This window comes from Acidovorax sp. 62 (assembly GCF_002754495.1).
In the GTDB taxonomy this organism is placed as follows: domain Bacteria; phylum Pseudomonadota; class Gammaproteobacteria; order Burkholderiales; family Burkholderiaceae_C; genus Acidovorax.
On record NZ_PEFJ01000001.1, the window covers coordinates 3,456,253 to 3,474,103 of the forward strand.

The following is a 17,851-nucleotide window of genomic DNA, read 5'->3' on the forward strand; positions in this document are numbered from 1 at the left end:
TATTTATGCAGAGGGCTGGTCTGTGAAGGCCAGCTTGAGCCCGAAGCCGATGAACATGGCACCGGCCACGCGATCCAGCCAGTGCATGCCGCGCTGAATCACCCCGGCGCGCCGTGCCATCCACGATGCAGCCAGCGCCCAGCCCACGTTGACGGGGATGGCGTTGAGGTTGAACAGCACGCCCAACAGCACGAAGGCCAGCGCCTTGTTGTCCGTGCCCGGCGCGATGAACTGCGGCACAAAGGCCAGGAAGAAGATCGCGACCTTGGGGTTGAGCACATTGGTCCAGAAGCCACCGAGGAACACCTTGCGCAGCGGTGTGTGCTGCGCAGGGGCCGCCTGCGCGGCTGCCAGCGCTGCGCTGTTGCCCCCGTCCGCACCGGGCTTGGACAACAGCATGCGCACGCCCATCCACACCAGGTACGCTGCACCGATCCACTTGAGCACGGTGAACGCCGTGGCCGATGCGGCCAGCAGCGCGCCCAGGCCCACGGCCGCCGCAAAGATGTGCACAAAGCACCCGGCCGTGATGCCCAGCCCCGCCACGATGCCCGCGCGGGTGCCGGACTTGAGCGCATTGGTCACGATGTAGAGCACATCGGGCCCGGGCGTGAGGTTGAGCAGCCAGCCTGCGGCTATGAACATGAGTAGTTGATGGAATTCAGGCATAGATATGTCTAACAGAATGACGTTGAAGCAGAGTTACTCGTATTGGCGAAATGTGTGAATACGCGCTCCGAGCCATTCGCACAGTTCTCTCGCGAGTTGGGCAACCATTTCTGGATCAAAGTGGGTGACATCGGGCCCATAGCGCAGCTCACCCGGGTAACTCGAAATCGACTCCCATTGAGTAGCCTCCACAAAATGCCCAAAGCCTAAGTACCCACCATTCTTGGTAACCCTCAGATCCCGTATTACAACGCCCCGCCCCTGTCCCAGCGCATGCGTGAATGAACAACCGCCGACCGCCTTGGAAAGCGTCAGCAAGTTGTGACTCATCCGGCGGATGTCATTGACCGGCATACCCGCCTGCTCCAAAGCCGCTTTCAACGCCAGCTCAATTGACACGTGCGCTAGATACAGACAATTCCGGGGTCTTACTCCGCCGTCATGTGCCTGCTTTTCAAGCCCATCAATCGCCAGCTGCGCAAGATCGGCAGCCTGAGACAGGCTGTATTCAGGCAACGCGCTGCTCCAGAAAGTTCTTGAGCATGGCGTGGCCGTGTTCGGTGAGGATGCTTTCGGGGTGGAACTGTACGCCTTCGATCGCCAGCGTCTTGTGGCGCACGCCCATGATCTCGCCATCCTCCGTCCAGGCCGTCACCTCCAGCACATCGGGGCAGGTGGCGCGCTCAATGGCCAGCGAGTGGTAGCGGTTGACGGTGAACTGCTCGGGCAGCCCGGCAAACACGCCCTTTTGCGTGGTGGTGATGACGCTGGTCTTGCCGTGCATCAGCTCCTGCGCGCGGATGATGTTGCCGCCGAAGGCCGCGCCAATGCTCTGGTGGCCCAGGCACACGCCCAGGATAGGCAGCTTGCCGGCAAAGTGCTTGATCGCAGCCACCGAGATACCCGCCTCTGCGGGCGAGCAAGGGCCGGGCGAGATGACCAAGCGGTCGAGCTGCCCGGCATTCAGGCGCGCCTCGATCTCGGCCACGGTGATCTCGTCGTTGCGGAACACCTCGACCTCGGCGCCCAGTTCACCAAAGTACTGGACGATGTTGTAGGTAAAGCTGTCGTAGTTGTCGACCATCAAGAGTTTCATGCGGCGCTCCCAGCAAGGGCGGGCTCGCGCAGACGGGCGAACTCGCGGTGTTCATAGGCAATGCAGGCTTCCATGAGGCTGCGGTAGATGGCGTCCATCACGTCGGCGTCACCGCCTTCGGCCTGGGCGCGCTCGCGCACGCGGGCCACGATGGCCTCGATGCGCGCTTCATCGCGCACCTGTTCCACACCTTGCTTGATGCGAGCGGCCTGGGTCATGTAGCCCACGCGCTCCACCAGCAGGGGCACCAGCACGTCGTCCAGCGCATTCACTTCACGGCGCACGTCCTGCATGGTGGTGCAGGCCTTCACTTTGGCAATGGCGCGGGTCATTCCAGGCCCTCCTCGACCAGTTCGGCGGCGCGCAGCAGCGCGCGGGCCTTGTGCTCGGTTTCTTTCCATTCCAGCTCGGGCACCGAATCGGCCACCACACCGGCGGCGGCCTGCACGTACAGCGTGCCGTTCTTGATGATGCCGGTGCGGATCGCAATCGCCACGTCCATGTCGCCCGCGTAGCTGAGGTAACCACAGGCGCCGCCATACAGGCCGCGCTTGGTGGGTTCGAGCTGGTCAATGAGTTCCATGGCGTGCACCTTGGGCGCGCCGGTGAGTGTGCCGGCGGGGAAGGTGGCCTTGAGCACGTCCATGCTGGTCATGCCGTCGTGCAGGATCCCTTCCACGTTGCTCACGATGTGCATCACGTGGCTGTAGCGCTCCACGGCAAAGGCCTCGGTCACCTTCACGGTGCCGGTTTTGGCGATGCGGCCGATGTCGTTGCGCGCCAGGTCGATCAGCATCACGTGCTCGGCGCGTTCCTTGGGGTCGTTGATGAGTTCAACCTCGGTGGCCTTGTCCTTCTCGGGTGTGGCGCCGCGCGGGCGGGTGCCGGCCAGGGGGCGGATGGTGACCTTGGTGCCTTCTTCGGTCTTCTCCTGGCGCACCAAAATTTCGGGACTCGCACCCACCACGTGGAAGTCGCCGAAGTCGTAGAAGTACATGTACGGCGACGGGTTCAGCGAACGCAGCGCACGGTACAGCGATAGGGGCGACTCGGTGTAGCGCTTGTGGATGCGCTGGCCCACCTGCACCTGCATGAAGTCGCCCGCAGCAATCAGCTCCTTGGCGCGGTGCACGGCGGCCAGGTAGTCGGCCTTGGCAAAGTCGCGCTGGGCGGGGTGGCTTTCGGTGGCTTTGACCACCGGGGCGCTCACCGAATACTTGAGCTGCTCCTTGAGATCGCGCAGGCGCTTTTTGGCGCGGGTGTAGGCCTCGGGCTGGGCCGGGTCGGCGTACACGATGAGGTAGAGCTTGCCCGAGAGGTTGTCGATGACCGCCAGCTCCTCGCACTGCAACAGCAGGATGTCAGGGCAGCCCAGGGTGTCGGGCGGGCAGGTGTTTTCGAGCTTTTTCTCGATGTAGCGCACGGCGTCGTAACCAAAGTAACCCGCCAGGCCGCCACAAAAGCGCGGCAGGCCGGGGCGCAGCGCCACCTTGAAGCGCTTTTGGTAGTCGGCAATGAAGTCCAGCGGGTTGCCTGTGGCGGTCTCGACCACCTGGCCGTCGGTGACGACCTCGGTGCGCGCCGCAGCGCCAAAGCCGCTGGCCCGCAGCAGCGTGCGTGCGGGCAGGCCGATGAAACTGTAGCGGCCGAAACGCTCGCCACCCACCACGGATTCGAGCAGGAAGCTGTGCTTGCCGCCGTCCTTGGTGTGCGCCAGCTTCAGGTACAGCGAGAGCGGGGTTTCCAGGTCCGCAAAGGCCTCGACCATGAGCGGAATACGGTTGTAGCCTTCGCTGGCCAGGCTTTTGAATTCAAGTTCTGTGATCACGGGGAGAGCTCCCAGCTGTCGCAGCGCGTGTCCCTGTGCAGTAGAAAGGGGCGCTGCGGTCCATTCAATCGGCCTCACCGCATCGGGGTGGAGGCCACGGGTGCACGCTGGGGCGTCGTCGGCCCAGGTGCCATCAGGCGTTCAAAAGGACAGGCTGACGCCAGGGCCAGGCTCCCCGGTCGCTGCAACCTGTGATGAACACGTGATGAATGAACATGGGCCAAAGTGTAGCAAACGCGGTCATTGATTTTTGACAGAGCCCCTCAGCACAACACAACCTGCCGGCATCCCATCGAAAACCCTGTTGCGATGCGCTCACGGTGCAGCAACAATTTGAAACGAACGATCGTTCTTTTCTGACCATTCTTTTCCTATAGGGAGCTGTGCATGAAACTCATGGAGCGATGGGCGGTGGGCCTGTGCGCCTGCATTCTGGCAAGCAGTGCCTGGTGCCAGGCCGTGACGGTGGCCGATGTGAAGTACGACGCCACCAGTGCGCTGGGCGATACGGCCTTGCAACTCAACGGCGCTGGGGTGCGCTACAAGGCCGTGTTCAAGGTCTACACCGCCGGGCTGTACCTGGAAAAGAAAGCCTCCACCACCCAGGAAGTGGCCGCCCAGCGTGGCCCCAAGCGCATGAGCATCACCATGCTGCGCGAGATCGACTCCACCGAACTGGGCAAGCTGTTCTCACGCGGCATGGAAGACAACATGGACCGCGCCGCGTTCTCGCGCATCGTGCCGGGCGTGCTGCGCATGAGCCAGATCTTTTCAGAACACAAAAAGCTGCAGCCGGGCGACCAGTTCATGATCGACTGGATTCCGGGCACCGGCACGGTGATCACGGTCAAGGGCAAGCCCCAGGGCGAGCCGTTCAAGGAGCCCGAGTTTTTCAACGCCCTGCTGGGCATCTGGCTGGGCAACCTGCCCGCCGACTTCAAGCTCAAAGACGCACTGTTGGGCAAGCCGGCCTGATCCGACCAATGGAGTGGTGCCACAGCGCTATCCGCATCAACTGCCAAGCAATGCGCTGAGCGCGTCCACATACCCATCGGCATCCACCCCGCGCACCGGCTGGCCATGGTTGTAGCCATAGGTCACCAACACCACGGGGCACCCAGCAGCACGGGCGGCCTGTGCGTCGTTGCTGGAGTCGCCCACCATCAGCGTGCGCGCAGGCTGGCTGCCCAGCGCTTCGCAGGTCTTGAGCAGGGGCAGCGGATCGGGCTTCTTGCGCTCAAAGCTGTCGCCCCCAAACACCTTGCCAAAAAATCCCGCCAGCCCCTTAGCCTGCAACAAAGGCCGCGCAAATGACAACGGCTTGTTCGTCAGGCAAGCCATGCGCAGGCCCGCGCTGTGCAGGGCTGTCAGCCCCTCCACCACACCGGGGTACACCGCCGAATAGCTGCCGTTGATCTCCAGGTAATGGCGCTGGTAGCTGGCCCAGGCCTGGGGAAATAATGCTTCTGTTTTGATAGCTGCTTGCGCTTTATCCATGGTCGCTAGCACATGATTGAGCACAGATCGCAGCAAATGCTCCGAGCCCTTACCCACCATGCTCTCGATGCACTCGGCCTCGATGGCAGGTAAGCCCAGGTCGCGCAGCATCCGGTTCAGCGCCTCGTTGAAATCGCCCATGGTGTCCACCATGGTGCCATCCAGGTCCACGATGACGGCGTCGGTGCGGGACAGCATAGAAGACAGGGCGGTGGCGTGATCGGGCATGGGACGGGCTCTGATGAAAAAGACCGCCAAGTTTAAAGAGCCAACACGCTCACCTCTGCACACACTTCAGCGCAAGCTCAGCGTCTGCCGCTTCCACGCTGGGTCTTGCCAACGCTGGAACAAGGGCAGCGCTGCCACATCGCCCGTCACGCGCTCGGTGGTCAAGCCCTCCAGCCGCACCACCTCAAAACTCTTGCGGTAGCGGCCCTGGCCCCGGGCTTCGCGTGCCACCAGCATCTGCTGGCCGCCGGGCACCCAGCCCGCCCATTCGGCTACACCGGTCTCGGGCGTGGCAGCGGCGGGCGGCAGCACATCGGCCAGCCAGCTGCCTTCGGTTTTGCGCAGCACCCACAGCTCGCGCCAGCCTTCAATGGGCTGCACGGCCAGGGCCAAGGCTGTGCCTTCGCGGTTGGTGCTGGCCGATGCAGTCCACACCACGCCGTAGGTGCAGCGGCGCAGCAGCGGGGCCTTGGCGCTGTGCTGCACGTCCACCAGCAGCACGCAGGTTTCGCCGGGGGCGCCGGGTTCGGTCAGCAGCGTGGGGCGGGCTCCGGCGGCAGTCGCGACAGGCGCCGCAGCAGGCACCAGCGCCCAGCGTACGGCGCTCACGCGCATGGCAGCGTCGTTGTAGGCGCTCTGGTCCTCGTCGGGCAGGTCAGCCTTGCTCACGCCAGTGAATTCCGTCAGGGCGCGTGCGGCGGCTGCGGTCACCGCCGGGTCGGCTGCGTTCTTGCGGGCTTGCTGGAAGGCTGCGGCGCCCCACACGCTGGCGCGGCGCATCTGCACGCGGTTGCGCAGGTAGCCAGGCAGGCCCGCCACGTCCACGCGCTCCAGTACCTCCGCCTGCCAGGTGGTGACCTTGGCACGCTCGTGTGCGGGCAGGTCGGGGTTGATGCATTCGGGGCGGGTCAGCGCCAGGACGGCGCGGGCGCGCTGCTCGGCATCGGCCACGGGCATGGCCAGCAGGCGGCGAAAGGCCTCGCCCTCGTAGCAAACCTGCATGCGGCCTTCGACCTCGTAGGTGGCAAAGCGCACGCCGTAGCCATTGGCAACATCCAGGTGGGCCGACAACGTGGCGCCCGAGGCCTTGCCCGGCACGGCCACCGAGGCACGGCGGGCCAGCCGGTCGGCAAAGGTGCCCAGGGCATCGAAAGCCTGGGCACCCTCCACACCCGCCAAAGCCTTGGCGGGCGCGGCTTGCAGGTAAGCGGCGGTGAGGCCAATGCCCAGCGCCTCGGCACCCGGGGTGTCCTGCACAAAGCGCATCACGGCCAGCAGCGCGGGGCCTTCGGCCTCGGTCAGGGCCACGCGGCGCACATCGCTGGCGCGGATGAAGCCACCGCGCTCACGCTTGTGGTCCCACACCTGCAAATAGTCGAGGCGTTCGCCGCGCACTTCGAGCACTTCGCCCTGCCACAGGCTGGCCTGCTGCTGGGCACCATCGCGCGGTGCTGCGCGCAGACTGGCCTGGTCTTGCACCACGATGGCGCTGCCCTGGGCGCTGGGCGATGGCTGGGGGGCGGCCTCGGCCGCCACGGTCACTGCAGCGCTGGCGACGGCTGCCAGCAAAGTTGCGAAGGTGGCGTTCATGTTCACTGCTCCACGGCTTGGGTGGTGGTGGCGTCGTCGGCCACGGCAGCAGCCTGTGCGGCCCCGGCCTGGGCGTTCCGGTTGCCGCCTAGCAGCGCGGCACCAATGAAGTCGCCATTGGTGGGCGGGGGCGCGATGATGACCTGGATCTTGTCCGAGAGCTTGTCGGCCAGCGTCTTCTGGATAAGCAGCGGGTGTTTGGTCACCAGCGCGCCTTCGCGGGCCATTTGCTCGGCGTTGACCTTGCCCACGCGGTCCATGCGGTAGGCCTCGGCCTCGGCCAGCTTCTGGCGGGCGTCGGCCTCGCCGTTGGCTTCGATGCGGCGGGCCTGGGCGCTGCCTTCAGCGGCTTTGACGCGGGCCACGCGTTCGGCTTCGGCCTCCAGCTGGCGCTGCTCGATCTGGCGTTGCTTGAAGGGCAGCACATGCTTCATGGCTTCTTCCTGGGCCTTGGCGGCGATGACCTGCTCGCGCGCGGCGGCTTCGGCGGCCACTTCGCGACGCACCTTGTCGGCGTTGGCGTCCAGTTCGGTTTCACGCACACGCTTGTCTTTCAGCTCCAGCGTGTAGCGCATTTTTTCGGAGGCCAGCTCCTCGGCCAGCAGGCTGTCCATGCCCCGGCGGTACTCGGCGGGCAGGTCCACCTTGCCGATCTGCAGGCTGCGCAGCGTCACGCCATCAGCGGCCAGGCGGGCGCGCAGTTCGGTTTCGATGATTTGCGAAATCTCGGCGCGCTTGGACGAGAAGATTTCACGCACTGTGTAGCGGGCAAACACCTTGTAGACCAGGCCCTGCACCGCGGGCTCCACGATGTCGACACCCACGTTGTCGGGCAGGTTGCCGGCCTTGACGGAGGGCGAGTTGGAGTCCAGAGCGTAGCGCACGCTCAGGTCCAGGCCCAGCGACAGGCCTTCCACCGACTGCAGCGGCGCGCTGCCCGTGGCCTGGCGCATGGCTTCAGGGCGGTAGCTCTGGTCGCGCAAAGAGAACACGCGCACCGTGTGCAGGCCAGGCACCACCCACACGCTGCCATCACGCCACAGGCTCACCGCGCCGGTGAACTGGTTCAGGCGCACACCCAGGTCGCCTTGCGCCAGGTGTTGCACCGGGGGGTTGCGGTACACCATCAAGCCTGCGGCCGCCACCACCGCGCCAGCGGTCAGCCAGCGCACGGTGCGGGCGGTGGGCAGCAGGTAAGCCCAGTTCAGGCGAGGGGCATCGGCACCGCGTGCATCGGCTGCCACAGGGCTTTGCGATTCAGCGTCCAGCACGGGCTCCGTGCCTGCTTCGGACAACGGGGTAGAGCGACGGCCCTTCAGGGTCTGCACGATGCGGTTCCAGGTGGCTTTCATGGTGTTTCTCTCTCGGGTTGGTTCGGTGTTGTTGTCGTTTCTGAGCTGCCGCTGTGGCTTGCTCATTGAGGACCGATTGTTCGGATCCACCCCGGAAGCAACAATGCAGCGCGGCCCCCAATGCGCTCACACCGCCCGCACGAACCTTCCGGCCCCGGAAGAAAAACTCACACCGGCCAGAACCGGCCACCGGGATAATCTGCCCACCCTCTACTGCCCGCCCTGCCCATGACCCGCATTGCCGTGATCGAAGACGACCTGCCCACCAGCAACCAATTGGCCGGGTGGATACGCAGCGCCAAGAGCGGCATCGTCATCGACCAGTGGTTCACCCGCGACGAGGCCGAGGCCGCGCTGGCCCGCGAGCACTACGACGCGGTGGTGCTGGACATCGAACTGGGCCGCGAGCGCCATGCGGGCGTGGCCCTCATCAACGCCATCAACAAGCTGCGCCAGGGCACGCCGGTGCTGGTGGTGTCCGCCATGCCCGCGGCCATCTACCGCAGCATCATGAAGGCGCTGGACGCGTGGGACTACCTGCAGAAAACCACGTTCGAAGAGGCCGATTTCATCGAGACCTTTCTCGACATCCTGCGTACCACACAAGCCCAGGCCCCAGCCAGCGCGCCCCCCGCCCCCGTGGGTGATGCGCTGGTGCTGGACCCGCTGTGGCAACGCACCCCCACCTGGCGCGGCGAGCGCATCAACCTGCCACTGACGGCCCAGCGCATCCTGGCCACGCTGCACCAGCGCAGTGGCGAGGTGGTGTCGTATGACGAACTGTTCGAGGTGGTGAAAAGCGGGCGCAATCGTGACAACGTGCGCAAGCATGTGAGCACCATTCGCGAGGCGCTGCGTGAAGTCGATCCTGGATTTGAGGGAATAGAAAACGTGCCCATGCGCGGGTTCCGCTGGACGGTAAAGTGAACACCCCCCTGAGGCCCTGCGGGCCTTCCCCCCGCTCTCGCATTGCTGCGCAATGCGGGCAGGGGGACGCCGCCAGCGCGGCGGGGCGGCCCTTGCGCGGCGGCCCTGGCCTGGGCCATGCCAGTTTTGGCAGCCCTGCACGGTACTTTCACGCGAGAGGAATGGAGTGAAACGCCTACTGCACCCCGCACTTGAAATATCGCGTCTGGAAATGCCCCGCCTGGGCCTGCCCGCGTTCCGCCTGCGCATTCTGGTGCGCGGGGTGTTTGTGCTGCTGGCACTGGCCACGGTGGCGCTGAGCGTGGTGGTGCTCAAGGACGAAAAGGAGCGCGCCTGGCAGGCCTACCAGCATGGGTTTGTGCGCAGCCAGGCCGAGGTCATGGCACGGCTGCGCCACCCCTCGGGCCAGTTGGCGCTGCTCAACGCCAGCCACCTCGGCCAGGGCGTGACGCCGCTGGCGCCGCTGCTGCTGCCCTACGCGGCCATCGACTTTGACGACCCGCAAAAATCGCAACAGGCTGTGGAGATGGCGGGCTGCTCCGTGCAGTACCCCGATGGCGCCTCGGTGTGCGCGGCGATTGGCAACAACCCCTATGCGGGCGGCTTCATCTACCTGGTGGGCAGTTTTTATGCGGGCGAGCTGACGCCCCGCGAGCGCGGCGCCTTGGTGCCCGCCGAGGCACACCGTGCACGCATCACCCTGGACATGCGGGGTGCCACCTACCGCTGGATTGCGCCGTATGAGGCCATGCCCCCACAGGGCAGCGCGGCCGTGCGCGGGCGCCTGACGGGGTTTGTGGACAACGGCACGCCGCAGCTCGACGCCCGCGCGCGGCCCGTGCGCGACTTTCGCGGCTGGCTGTGGCAAAACGGCCAGTGCCGCGACCTGCCCCCCCCATCGGCCAGCTCGCCCACTGGCGAGGCCACCACCACTGACTGCCTGCGCCGCACCCACTACTCCATCCGCCTGCCGGTCGAACTGTTCCGCGAAGCGCTGTTTCGCAAGGACGAGCGCTTGGTCTGGCCGCCGGAAGACCTGGGGCAGATGCGGGTGCGGGTGGAGATGCTGGCACCGGGCGAGGACACCAAACCGCTGTTCGACAGCGACGCACCCGGCGCGCAACTGGCCGCATCGCTGGGCGACCTCTCGCGCAGTCTGCTGCCGGGTGAGCGTGTGCAGATCCGCAAAATGGGCAGCGACGAAGCCAGCGCCATCACCCTCAAGGGCGTCGAAGTGCAGGCCGATCCCTCAGCCCCCTGGCTGCTGCGCCTGATCCGCTGGCTGCCGCTGGAAGCCGCAGGCGTGGGCCCGGCAGCAGCCACGCCCGCCGCCCCCACGGCCCTGGACATTCTGGACACGCCCACGGGCAACTACGTGGTGAATTTCACCGGCCACCTGCGCGGCGTGGAGCAAGGCCTGGCCGCTGTGGCCACGCGCCTGTCGTGGTACCTGGGTGCCATGCTGGGCGCCATTGCGCTGGCCTGGCTGGTGGTGGAGGTGGGCCTGATCCGCCGCGTGACGGCCCTGACCCGCCGCGCCGCCGCCGTGTCGTACAACGTGCAGCCTGGCCACACCGGCCCCCGGCTGGGCGATCTGGATGTGTCGGACCTGCGCGGCTCGGACGAGCTGGGCATTCTGGCCGGTGGCTTGGCCGACCTGCTGCAGCGCGTGAAGGACGACCTGCAGCGCGAGCAGCTGCGCGCCCAACAAGAGCGCGACATGTGGCACGCCGTAGGGCACGAGATCATGTCGCCCCTGCAGTCGCTGATGGCGCTGAACGGCCCACAAGACCCCGGCCACCGCTATGTGCAGCGCATGCAGCAGGCCATCCATGTGTTGTATGGCACGGCATCGCCCGCCGAAGCGCTGCAGGCCGCCGATGTGCCCGAGGGGCGGCTGGACCTGGATGCCTTCTTGCGCAACGTGGCCGACAACGCCCACTTTGCAGGCATTCTGGATGTGGTGTACGACCTGGGCCCAAGCCACCCTGGCCCGGTCATCGTGCGGGCCGATGAGTTTGCGCTCGAAGACGTGGTGACCCACATCTTGCGCAATGCCGACCGCTATCGCCCCACAGGCAGCCCCATCAGGCTGACGCTCACCGCGTCGGAATCCACGGCCAGCGCCACGCTGCACAACCAGGGCTCGACCATTGCCGAAGACCTGCTGGAGCGGATTTTTGAATTGGGTGTATCAGACCCGGACAGCCCCACCCCGCTGGGCAAGGGCGAACACCGGGGCCAGGGCCTGTTTGTGGCCAAGACCTACATGGCCAAGATGGGCGGCACCATCAATGCCCGCAACACCGAAGGTGGCGTGGCGTTTGTGCTGACGTTTCAACGGCTGGGGTAGCCCCACCAGCCGTGGTGGGCCACCCCGCCCGCCATCAAGCGGCCCTTATGCAGCCAGTTGCACGCGCATGGCGTCGATCACGCCCTTGTAGTCAGGCTTGCCAAAAATCGCGCTGCCCGCCACGAAGGTGTCGGCGCCCGCATCTGCCACACGGCGGATGTTGTCAGCCTTGATGCCGCCGTCCACCTCCAGGCGGATGTCCTTGCCCGAGGCGTCGATGCGCTTGCGCACGGCTTCGATCTTGCGCAGGGCCGAGTCGATGAAGCTCTGGCCGCCAAAGCCAGGATTCACGCTCATGATGAGGATGAGGTCGATGTCGTCGATCACCCAGTCCAGCACATCCAGCGGCTCAGCGGGGTTGAACACCAAACCCGGCTTGACGCCCTTGGAGCGGATGGCCTGGATGCTGCGGTGCACATGGCCCGAGGCATCGGGGTGGAAGCTGATGTAGTCCGCACCCGCGTCGGCAAACGCGGCGGCCAGGGCGTCCACCGGCTGGATCATCAGGTGCACGTCGATCGGCACGGCCACGCCCGCAGGCGTTTTGGCATGCGGCTTGAGGGCCTGGCACACCATGGGGCCGAAAGTGAGGTTGGGCACGTAATGGTTGTCCATCACGTCGAAGTGGATCCAGTCTGCGCCAGCGGCAATGACGTTGCGCACTTCTTCACCCAGGCGGGCAAAGTCGGCAGAGAGGATCGAGGGGGCGATTTGGAAGGTGCGGCTCATCCCCCGATTGTCGCAAAGCTCGATCCCTGGGGTTTTACAGGGGTGCAAGCCCCCGCAAATGGGCCGCCACGGTTACCATCCGGCCCATGTCAAAGTACCAGTTTGCGGTGGAAGTCCTGCCCGAGTATCTGCCCGAGCAATCGGAGCCAGACAGCGAGGTGTTCAGCTTCGCCTACACCATCACCATCACCAACACGGGGGATGCGCCCGGACAGCTGATCTCGCGCCACTGGATCATCAGCGATGCCCGCGGCCACACCGAAGAAGTCAAAGGCCTGGGCGTGGTGGGCCAGCAACCCCTGCTCAAGCCCGGTGAAGCCTTTCAGTACACCAGCGGTTGCCGCCTGCGCACCTCCAGCGGCACCATGCACGGCACCTTTCACTGCGTGGCGGAAGACGGCGAGCCCTTCGACACGCCCGTGCCCTTGTTTGTGCTGGAGGCCATCCAGCACGGACCCTCGGGCCAGCCCTTGGGCACCAGGGTGCTGCATTGAGCCGCCCCGACGACCTGGCCGGCATCCTGGCCGCACTGCAGCCCCAGGCCGACCTGGCCCACCGCCACCTCTGGCTCATCCACCTGCTGGACTGGGTGCGCGGCCAGCGCGACTCGGTGCCCGGTGCGGTGGCCCGGTTTCAGCTGTTTCTGGACGCCGTGCAGGCGCGCCCCGAGCTGCAGGCCCGCCTGCAGGCCTGGTGGGCCAGGCTGATCGACACCGTTGACATCACCACCTTGCTGGCCGACTTTGGCTTTGCCCCGCGCACCGCACTGGTCAGCGAGCTGGCGGTGCGCCTGCGCACCAAATGGCTACCCGGCACGCCAGAAACCATCGATGCCTCGGAGTTGTTCGTACTGGCCCTGCCGCACGAGTTCGATGCCCAATGGGTGTCTGCACTGGACGAAACCCATCTGAACCGCCTGGCAGCGCTGCTGGCGCCCGCAGAGGGCACTGGCATCTCGCCTTGGCACAGGGCCCTGCTCAACGCCATGACGTACTGCGCGGGCCAGATTCTCTCGACCGGCTTTGCCCCCGAGCTGCGGCTGCGCATGAGCGAAGCCGCGCGCGATGCGCAGCCGTTTCATGCCCTCATCAGCGATGTGGAGAGCCTGCGCGTGGAAGTGCAGCACGCCCTGCGCACACCCGACCGCCTCAACGAAGCCGCGCAGCGCCTGCGCGAGCGGCTGGAGGCCTGCCGCGCCGCCGCAGCCACGGTGTACACCCACTTTGAAGACAACGGGATTTCGGTGGGGCTGGTGTTTCGCCTGCGCCAGTTGCGCGAGCGCATTTTGCGTGTGCGCTTGCTGCTGGACTGCCTGCTCTCGCCCAAACCCGCCGCTGCGGCCGCCAAGCTCATGGCCTCGCTGGTGCAGGTGGGGCAAGAGCGGCGCAGCCTGCGGGCGCTGTATGCGTCCAACTCATCGTTAGTGGCCGCCAAGGTGGCCGAGCGCAGCGCCGAGACGGGCGAGCACTACATCACCCGCACGGCGGCCGAATACCGCTCCATGGTCAAAAAGGCGGCGGGCGGCGGGCTGGTGATTGCCTTCACCACCCTGGCCAAGTTTGCGCTGTATGCACTGGCCTTGTCCGCCTTCTGGGCGGGTTTTTGGGCGGGGTTCAATTACGCCGTGAGCTTTGTGCTGGTGCAACTGCTGCACTTCACCGTGGCCACCAAACAGCCCGCCATGACGGCCCCCGCCATGGCCGCCAAGCTCAAGGAACTGGGCACAGGCGACGCCATTGAATCGTTTGTGGACGAGATCACCCACCTGGTGCGCTCGCAAGTGGCCGCCGTGCTGGGCAACGTGCTGGTGGTGTACCCGGTGGTGCTGGGCATTGCGCTGCTGATGCTGCACACCCTGGGCCAGCCGCCCATCAACACCAAACAGGCCGAGCATGTGCTGGAGTCCTTGCACCTGCTCGGCCCTTCGGTGCTGTTTGCGGCCTTCACCGGGGTGCTGCTGTTTGCCTCCAGCATCATTGCGGGCTGGGCAGAAAACTGGTTTGTGCTGGCGCGGCTGGACTCGGCCATCCAGTACAACCCACGCATCACCCGCTTTTTGGGAGCCCCTCGGGCCGCGCGCTGGGCGCACTTCCTGCGCGACAACATCTCCGGCTTTGCGGCCAACATTTCGCTGGGCTTCATGCTGGGCCTGGTGCCGGTGATTGCCACCTTCTTTGGCCTGGGGCTGGACGTGCGGCACGTCACGCTGTCGGCCGGGCAGATTGCCGCCGCCAGCGCCACCCTGGGGCTGGATGTGCTGCACCAGCCCTCCTTCTGGTGGGCCGTCGCCACACTGCCGCTCTTGGGCGCACTCAACGTGGGCGTGAGCTTCTACCTGGCCTTCAACCTGGCCATGCGCGCGCGCAGCGTGAGCGGGGTAGACCGCTCGCGCATTTACGCGGCCATTCGAGCGCGCCTGCGTCGGCGACCGCAGGACTTCTTCCGCCCCCCACCACAGCCTGCCACTGCCAAGTAGTGCAGCAAAACGGCATGCCAACATCGTCGCCTGCATTCTGGGCGTTCCCCAGATGCCGACTGCGTGCGACAACCACAGGCCAATTGCACTAAGGGCGCGGGGGGAAGGTACCCGTGGTGGCAATACACCAAGTGATAACCGTAATGGGATTGCGAATGTCCAGCGGTGCCCCCGAGCCTGTCACCCCCGTGTTCCCAGCCGCCCAGGTGGTGGCAGCCCCACCGGCATCGGCATAAATGCCCGCATTCTGGGCATGGGCCAACTGACGACCCGAAGCAGGCGCCGAATGGGTGGCGACACTGGTGCTGGCGGAGAAGGTCTGGGAATGGGAGTGCTCTGGCATGTTCGAAGCGCTCAACCTGATCTCCTCTTGCCCCAATGTCTGGCCACGCGTAAGCGGGGACAGCCCCGGGCCTTGCCCCTCGTGCACCGCTACGCGACCTCGTAAATCGGGCACTGCAAACGTTGACGCGCCATTGCCGCCATAGGTGGTGCCCAGCAAAGCAAACAGAGCCTGATTTTGAGCTATCGACATAGTCTGTCCGTTGGCCACCACCCACCCCTTAGGACAAAAACTGTTTGCTATGGGCATCAACTGCCCAAGAAACGGATCTGTTTGCGCATGTACCGCCCCAACCGAAACGATGGCCGCCGCAGCCACCACCCAAGCCCTGGCGCACTGCAGCTCGTGCCGTTTCGTCCACTTATGCACGCTCAACGTTTCCATGATCCACCTCTCACCATATTTACCATCCAATGTGCCGAGTGCTGTGCTTCTACGCGCCAGCACGAATCAAACGCGGCAACCACGCTAGGCCGTCGCGCAATCACTGCTGGGTGGGATACATGCCTTGGGTCGCAATACACCACATCATCACAATCGTTGGATTGCGAATGTCCACAGGGGTATTGCCCCCCGCGGCACCCGTGCTCAGGCTCTGGGTTGCCATCGGGGTGGTGGCGCCTCCCGCATCGGCATAGATTCCTGCATTCTGGGCCTGCGCCAGCATGCGATTCGAGGCCGGCTGCGAATGGGTGGCAGGGTTGGTGGTCGCAGCCATGCCAAGCGTGTGGCTGTGCGCTGGCAGGTGGGAGGCCTGCAGCTGCACCTGCTCCGCCCCCACCCTCTGGCCCGGGGATAGCACGGTGCCCTGAGAGGTTCGCCCCAAATGCACTGGCGCACGCCCTCGAAGATCAGGCAAGGCAAACGTGTTCTGGCCATCGCCACCATACATAGTCCCGTACAGCGAATAGAGCTCGTTGTGCTGGCCAATGTCTAAGATACTGCCGTTGGCAGGCAGCCACCCAACCGGGCAATACCCCGCCGCCGTGAGCATCACTTGCCCTAGCAACGGCGCAGATTGGGCATGCACCAGTGCCCCACCTCCAAGCGCCCCCACGGCCAATACCACGGCCAGGGCACGTGGCACCCAATGACGCATCATCCCATCACGCATACTGATTCACCTTCCCAAAATAAAGCACACCGCAGGCTCCACACCCGTGGGCCGGTTGGCACAACGCCGCTGGGTCTACCAGACCTGCCTCCCAGAAAGAGCCTTGGACACTGCGTGGGCGCAGCCCGCGCACAGCCACAGCGGATCAGTCGCGCTGGGGGTAGACACCAACGGTGGCAATGCACCAGTTCATCACCAACGCCGGACTGCGAATGTCTAGAGCGGCCCCCGATCCCGTCACCCCCGTGTTACCCGCCTCTAACGGCACCGTCGTCCCACTAGCGTCGGCGTAAATACCCGCGTTCTGAGACTGGGCCAACTGACGCCCAGCGGGTGCCGAATGGGTGGCGGCGCTGGTGCCTGCAGAAAGAGACTGGGAGTGGGAGTGCGCAGGCAAGTTTGAGACGCTCAACGCCGTCCGCTCAAGTCCCAAGGTTTGGCCGAGCGCCAGCCAGGACAGCCCCGGGCCCGCCCCCTGGTGCACCGCTGCGCGGCCCTGCAAATTGGGCAAGGCAAACGTTCTGACGCCATCGCCGCCATACGTAGTGCCCAACAAAGCAAACAAAGTCTGATTTTGTGCAACCGACAAAAGCTGTCCGTTAGCGTACACCCAACCCTTAGGACAAAAAGGGGCCCCTGTGAGCATCAACTGCCCAAGTATTGGCTGTTCCTGGGCACTAACCACCGGAGCTATGACGACTCCTGCCACAGCCACCCCCCAAGCCGTAGCGCATTGCAGCCAGTGGCGTTTCACCCACTTATGCATCGTCAACGTTTTCATGATTCACTTCTCACAACTTTCACCGTCCACTGCGTCGGGCGCTCCACTCAACGCGCCAGCCAAAAACAAATACGTTGGATGGTCTCCCCACCAGCGTCCAGCCAGCCGGGGGTGAGAGTGATACCAGCACTGGGATTCCCGCCCGAGGCCAAGGCGAGCGCACGGCCCGTGCTGGTGCGTCCATCCAGCATCAAGCTGTAGTTGCCCGCGCCCACCGCTGGGCTGAAGCTGACCGTGTACACCCCCGAGGCAAGGACCACGCTGTAACCCGAGCCAGAGGCCACAGTGCCTGCAGCGTCAAAGCACCCGTGGTGCACTTCGGTCACCCCGCTCACTCCGCCTGCGCCAGGAGGGCCTTGAATGCCCTGTACACCCTGCACGCCTTGGGCGCCGTTACAGGCATAGCGGGTGCTGGTGATTTCTCCTGCATCCAGTACGTTGTTGGCGTTGGCGTCCTTCCCAACATCCAGCCGATACCCACCTGAGGCGCAGTTCGCCCCAACCGCCTCTGCCGTGGCATTGACCATCCAGGCGTCGCCTTTAGGCCCTTGCACACCCGCAGCACCTTGAGGCCCTGTAGCTCCCGCTGGCCCAGCAGGCCCTGCCGGGCCTTGCGTGCCCGCCAAGGCGGCAGGGTCGCAACGGCCCAGCGTGCCGTTAGCGTCATGGCACACCGCCGTGGTGCCTGCGGCGGGTGTGGCGGCAATGCCGGGCAACTGCACCTCTCCATTGGACTGCACCCGCAGGGCCGCAGCCCCAGCAGCCGATTGAATAATGGTCGCGCTGCCCGCAGCGGGGGTCAAGGTCATGTCTGCAGCAACTGCCAAAGTGCTCACCCCTCCCAGGGCGACAAGAACCGCAAGGGCAT

The 17,851-nt window shown here is 65.3% G+C and carries 18 protein-coding genes and 1 pseudogene; 5 read left to right on the plus strand and 14 right to left on the minus strand.

Annotation, left to right across the window (positions count from 1 at the left end):
- Window positions 1–3: 3 nt before the first annotated feature.
- From CLU86_RS15545 to trpE, 5 genes are read right to left on the minus strand one after another with little or no spacing between them, the layout of a single operon-like run.
- The gene (locus tag CLU86_RS15545; protein ID WP_099742238.1) at window positions 4–669 is read right to left on the minus strand and encodes a LysE family translocator; all 666 of its coding nucleotides are present in this window, start codon (window positions 667–669) and stop codon (window positions 4–6) included.
- 33 nt (window positions 670–702) lie between these two features.
- Window positions 703–1,185 carry a hypothetical protein gene (locus CLU86_RS15550; protein WP_099742239.1) on the minus strand — a complete coding sequence of 161 codons (483 nt, stop codon included), beginning with the start codon at window positions 1,183–1,185 and terminating at the stop codon, window positions 703–705.
- Window positions 1,178–1,765 (minus strand): aminodeoxychorismate/anthranilate synthase component II, encoded by a 588-nt coding sequence (locus CLU86_RS15555; protein ID WP_099742240.1) that lies wholly within the window; start codon window positions 1,763–1,765, stop codon window positions 1,178–1,180. Before CLU86_RS15555 ends, CLU86_RS15550 begins: the two co-directional genes overlap by 8 nt.
- Window positions 1,762–2,097: a chorismate mutase gene (locus tag CLU86_RS15560; protein ID WP_099742241.1), complete on the minus strand. Its 336-nt coding sequence runs from the start codon at window positions 2,095–2,097 to the stop codon at window positions 1,762–1,764. Before CLU86_RS15560 ends, CLU86_RS15555 begins: the two co-directional genes overlap by 4 nt.
- Window positions 2,094–3,593 carry an anthranilate synthase component I gene (gene trpE / locus CLU86_RS15565; RefSeq protein WP_099742242.1) on the minus strand — a complete coding sequence of 500 codons (1,500 nt, stop codon included), beginning with the start codon at window positions 3,591–3,593 and terminating at the stop codon, window positions 2,094–2,096. The genes CLU86_RS15560 and trpE overlap by 4 nt, the downstream gene beginning before the upstream one ends.
- A gap of 387 nt (window positions 3,594–3,980) precedes the next feature.
- Between trpE and CLU86_RS15570 the strand changes: the two genes are divergently transcribed.
- On the plus strand, window positions 3,981–4,568 hold the full coding sequence (locus CLU86_RS15570; protein ID WP_099656916.1) for a chalcone isomerase family protein: 588 nt from the start codon (window positions 3,981–3,983) through the stop codon (window positions 4,566–4,568).
- Window positions 4,569–4,604: 36 nt separating this feature from the next.
- On the opposite strand, the gene CLU86_RS15575 is transcribed toward CLU86_RS15570, so the two are convergent.
- The 3 genes from CLU86_RS15575 to CLU86_RS15585 all read right to left on the minus strand — a co-directional run bounded on the left by CLU86_RS15575 (window position 4,605) and on the right by CLU86_RS15585 (window position 8,260).
- Window positions 4,605–5,318 carry a phosphoglycolate phosphatase gene (locus tag CLU86_RS15575; protein WP_099742243.1) on the minus strand — a complete coding sequence of 238 codons (714 nt, stop codon included), beginning with the start codon at window positions 5,316–5,318 and terminating at the stop codon, window positions 4,605–4,607.
- Between the two features lie 66 nt (window positions 5,319–5,384).
- Window positions 5,385–6,908, minus strand: a complete 1,524-nt coding sequence (locus CLU86_RS15580; protein WP_233195050.1) for a hypothetical protein — start codon at window positions 6,906–6,908, stop codon at window positions 5,385–5,387.
- 2 nt (window positions 6,909–6,910) lie between these two features.
- Window positions 6,911–8,260, minus strand: coding sequence for an SPFH domain-containing protein (locus tag CLU86_RS15585; RefSeq protein ID WP_099743609.1), 1,350 nt, complete (start codon window positions 8,258–8,260; stop codon window positions 6,911–6,913).
- Window positions 8,261–8,488: 228 nt separating this feature from the next.
- Here CLU86_RS15585 and CLU86_RS15590 point away from each other — a divergent pair, with 228 nt between their 5' ends.
- Entirely contained in the window at window positions 8,489–9,187 is a 699-nt protein-coding gene (locus tag CLU86_RS15590) for a response regulator transcription factor (RefSeq protein WP_099742244.1), read from the plus strand.
- Between the two features lie 166 nt (window positions 9,188–9,353).
- Window positions 9,354–11,540 carry a HAMP domain-containing sensor histidine kinase gene (locus CLU86_RS15595; protein WP_099742245.1) on the plus strand — a complete coding sequence of 729 codons (2,187 nt, stop codon included), beginning with the start codon at window positions 9,354–9,356 and terminating at the stop codon, window positions 11,538–11,540.
- A 45-nt stretch (window positions 11,541–11,585) separates the two neighbouring features.
- On the opposite strand, the gene rpe is transcribed toward CLU86_RS15595, so the two are convergent.
- Entirely contained in the window at window positions 11,586–12,269 is a 684-nt protein-coding gene (gene rpe, locus CLU86_RS15600) for a ribulose-phosphate 3-epimerase (protein ID WP_063462344.1), read from the minus strand.
- An 86-nt stretch (window positions 12,270–12,355) separates the two neighbouring features.
- Here rpe and apaG point away from each other — a divergent pair, with 86 nt between their 5' ends.
- Window positions 12,356–12,763, plus strand: a complete 408-nt coding sequence (apaG, locus tag CLU86_RS15605; RefSeq protein ID WP_099656923.1) for a Co2+/Mg2+ efflux protein ApaG — start codon at window positions 12,356–12,358, stop codon at window positions 12,761–12,763.
- Window positions 12,760–14,745, plus strand: coding sequence for a site-specific recombinase (locus CLU86_RS15610; RefSeq protein ID WP_099742246.1), 1,986 nt, complete (start codon window positions 12,760–12,762; stop codon window positions 14,743–14,745). Before apaG ends, CLU86_RS15610 begins: the two co-directional genes overlap by 4 nt.
- 88 nt (window positions 14,746–14,833) lie before the next feature.
- On the opposite strand, the gene CLU86_RS23305 is transcribed toward CLU86_RS15610, so the two are convergent.
- The 5 genes and pseudogenes from CLU86_RS23305 to CLU86_RS23085 form a co-directional block, all read right to left on the minus strand.
- The gene (locus tag CLU86_RS23305; protein WP_099742247.1) at window positions 14,834–15,472 is read right to left on the minus strand and encodes a phage tail protein; all 639 of its coding nucleotides are present in this window, start codon (window positions 15,470–15,472) and stop codon (window positions 14,834–14,836) included.
- A gap of 100 nt (window positions 15,473–15,572) precedes the next feature.
- Window positions 15,573–15,806 carry a hypothetical protein gene (locus tag CLU86_RS23080; RefSeq protein WP_233195051.1) on the minus strand — a complete coding sequence of 78 codons (234 nt, stop codon included), beginning with the start codon at window positions 15,804–15,806 and terminating at the stop codon, window positions 15,573–15,575.
- Between the two features lie 126 nt (window positions 15,807–15,932).
- Window positions 15,933–16,202, minus strand: a pseudogene (locus tag CLU86_RS23310) (phage tail protein); the annotation flags it as partial.
- 145 nt (window positions 16,203–16,347) lie between these two features.
- Window positions 16,348–16,983 (minus strand): phage tail protein, encoded by a 636-nt coding sequence (locus CLU86_RS23315; RefSeq protein WP_199175134.1) that lies wholly within the window; start codon window positions 16,981–16,983, stop codon window positions 16,348–16,350.
- Between the two features lie 47 nt (window positions 16,984–17,030).
- Window positions 17,031–17,792, minus strand: coding sequence for a hypothetical protein (locus CLU86_RS23085; protein WP_233195052.1), 762 nt, complete (start codon window positions 17,790–17,792; stop codon window positions 17,031–17,033).
- Between the last annotated feature and the right edge of the window lie 59 nt (window positions 17,793–17,851).

What these genes read in the sequence shown, in the direction of transcription:
- CLU86_RS15545 (WP_099742238.1), bottom strand. Translation starts at nt 669, where the DNA reads ATGCCTGAATTCCATCAACTACTCATGTTCATAGCCGCAGGCTGGCTG.
- CLU86_RS15555 (WP_099742240.1), bottom strand. Translation starts at nt 1,765, where the DNA reads ATGAAACTCTTGATGGTCGACAACTACGACAGCTTTACCTACAACATC.
- CLU86_RS15560 (WP_099742241.1), bottom strand. Translation starts at nt 2,097, where the DNA reads ATGACCCGCGCCATTGCCAAAGTGAAGGCCTGCACCACCATGCAGGAC.
- CLU86_RS15570 (WP_099656916.1), top strand. Translation starts at nt 3,981, where the DNA reads ATGAAACTCATGGAGCGATGGGCGGTGGGCCTGTGCGCCTGCATTCTG.
- CLU86_RS15575 (WP_099742243.1), bottom strand. Translation starts at nt 5,318, where the DNA reads ATGCCCGATCACGCCACCGCCCTGTCTTCTATGCTGTCCCGCACCGAC.
- CLU86_RS15580 (WP_233195050.1), bottom strand. Translation starts at nt 6,908, where the DNA reads ATGAACGCCACCTTCGCAACTTTGCTGGCAGCCGTCGCCAGCGCTGCA.
- CLU86_RS15585 (WP_099743609.1), bottom strand. Translation starts at nt 8,260, where the DNA reads ATGAAAGCCACCTGGAACCGCATCGTGCAGACCCTGAAGGGCCGTCGC.
- CLU86_RS15590 (WP_099742244.1), top strand. Translation starts at nt 8,489, where the DNA reads ATGACCCGCATTGCCGTGATCGAAGACGACCTGCCCACCAGCAACCAA.
- rpe (WP_063462344.1), bottom strand. Translation starts at nt 12,269, where the DNA reads ATGAGCCGCACCTTCCAAATCGCCCCCTCGATCCTCTCTGCCGACTTT.
- apaG (WP_099656923.1), top strand. Translation starts at nt 12,356, where the DNA reads ATGTCAAAGTACCAGTTTGCGGTGGAAGTCCTGCCCGAGTATCTGCCC.
- CLU86_RS23305 (WP_099742247.1), bottom strand. Translation starts at nt 15,472, where the DNA reads ATGGAAACGTTGAGCGTGCATAAGTGGACGAAACGGCACGAGCTGCAG.
- CLU86_RS23080 (WP_233195051.1), bottom strand. Translation starts at nt 15,806, where the DNA reads ATGGCTGCGACCACCAACCCTGCCACCCATTCGCAGCCGGCCTCGAAT.
- CLU86_RS23315 (WP_199175134.1), bottom strand. Translation starts at nt 16,983, where the DNA reads ATGAAAACGTTGACGATGCATAAGTGGGTGAAACGCCACTGGCTGCAA.
- CLU86_RS23085 (WP_233195052.1), bottom strand. Translation starts at nt 17,792, where the DNA reads ATGACCTTGACCCCCGCTGCGGGCAGCGCGACCATTATTCAATCGGCT.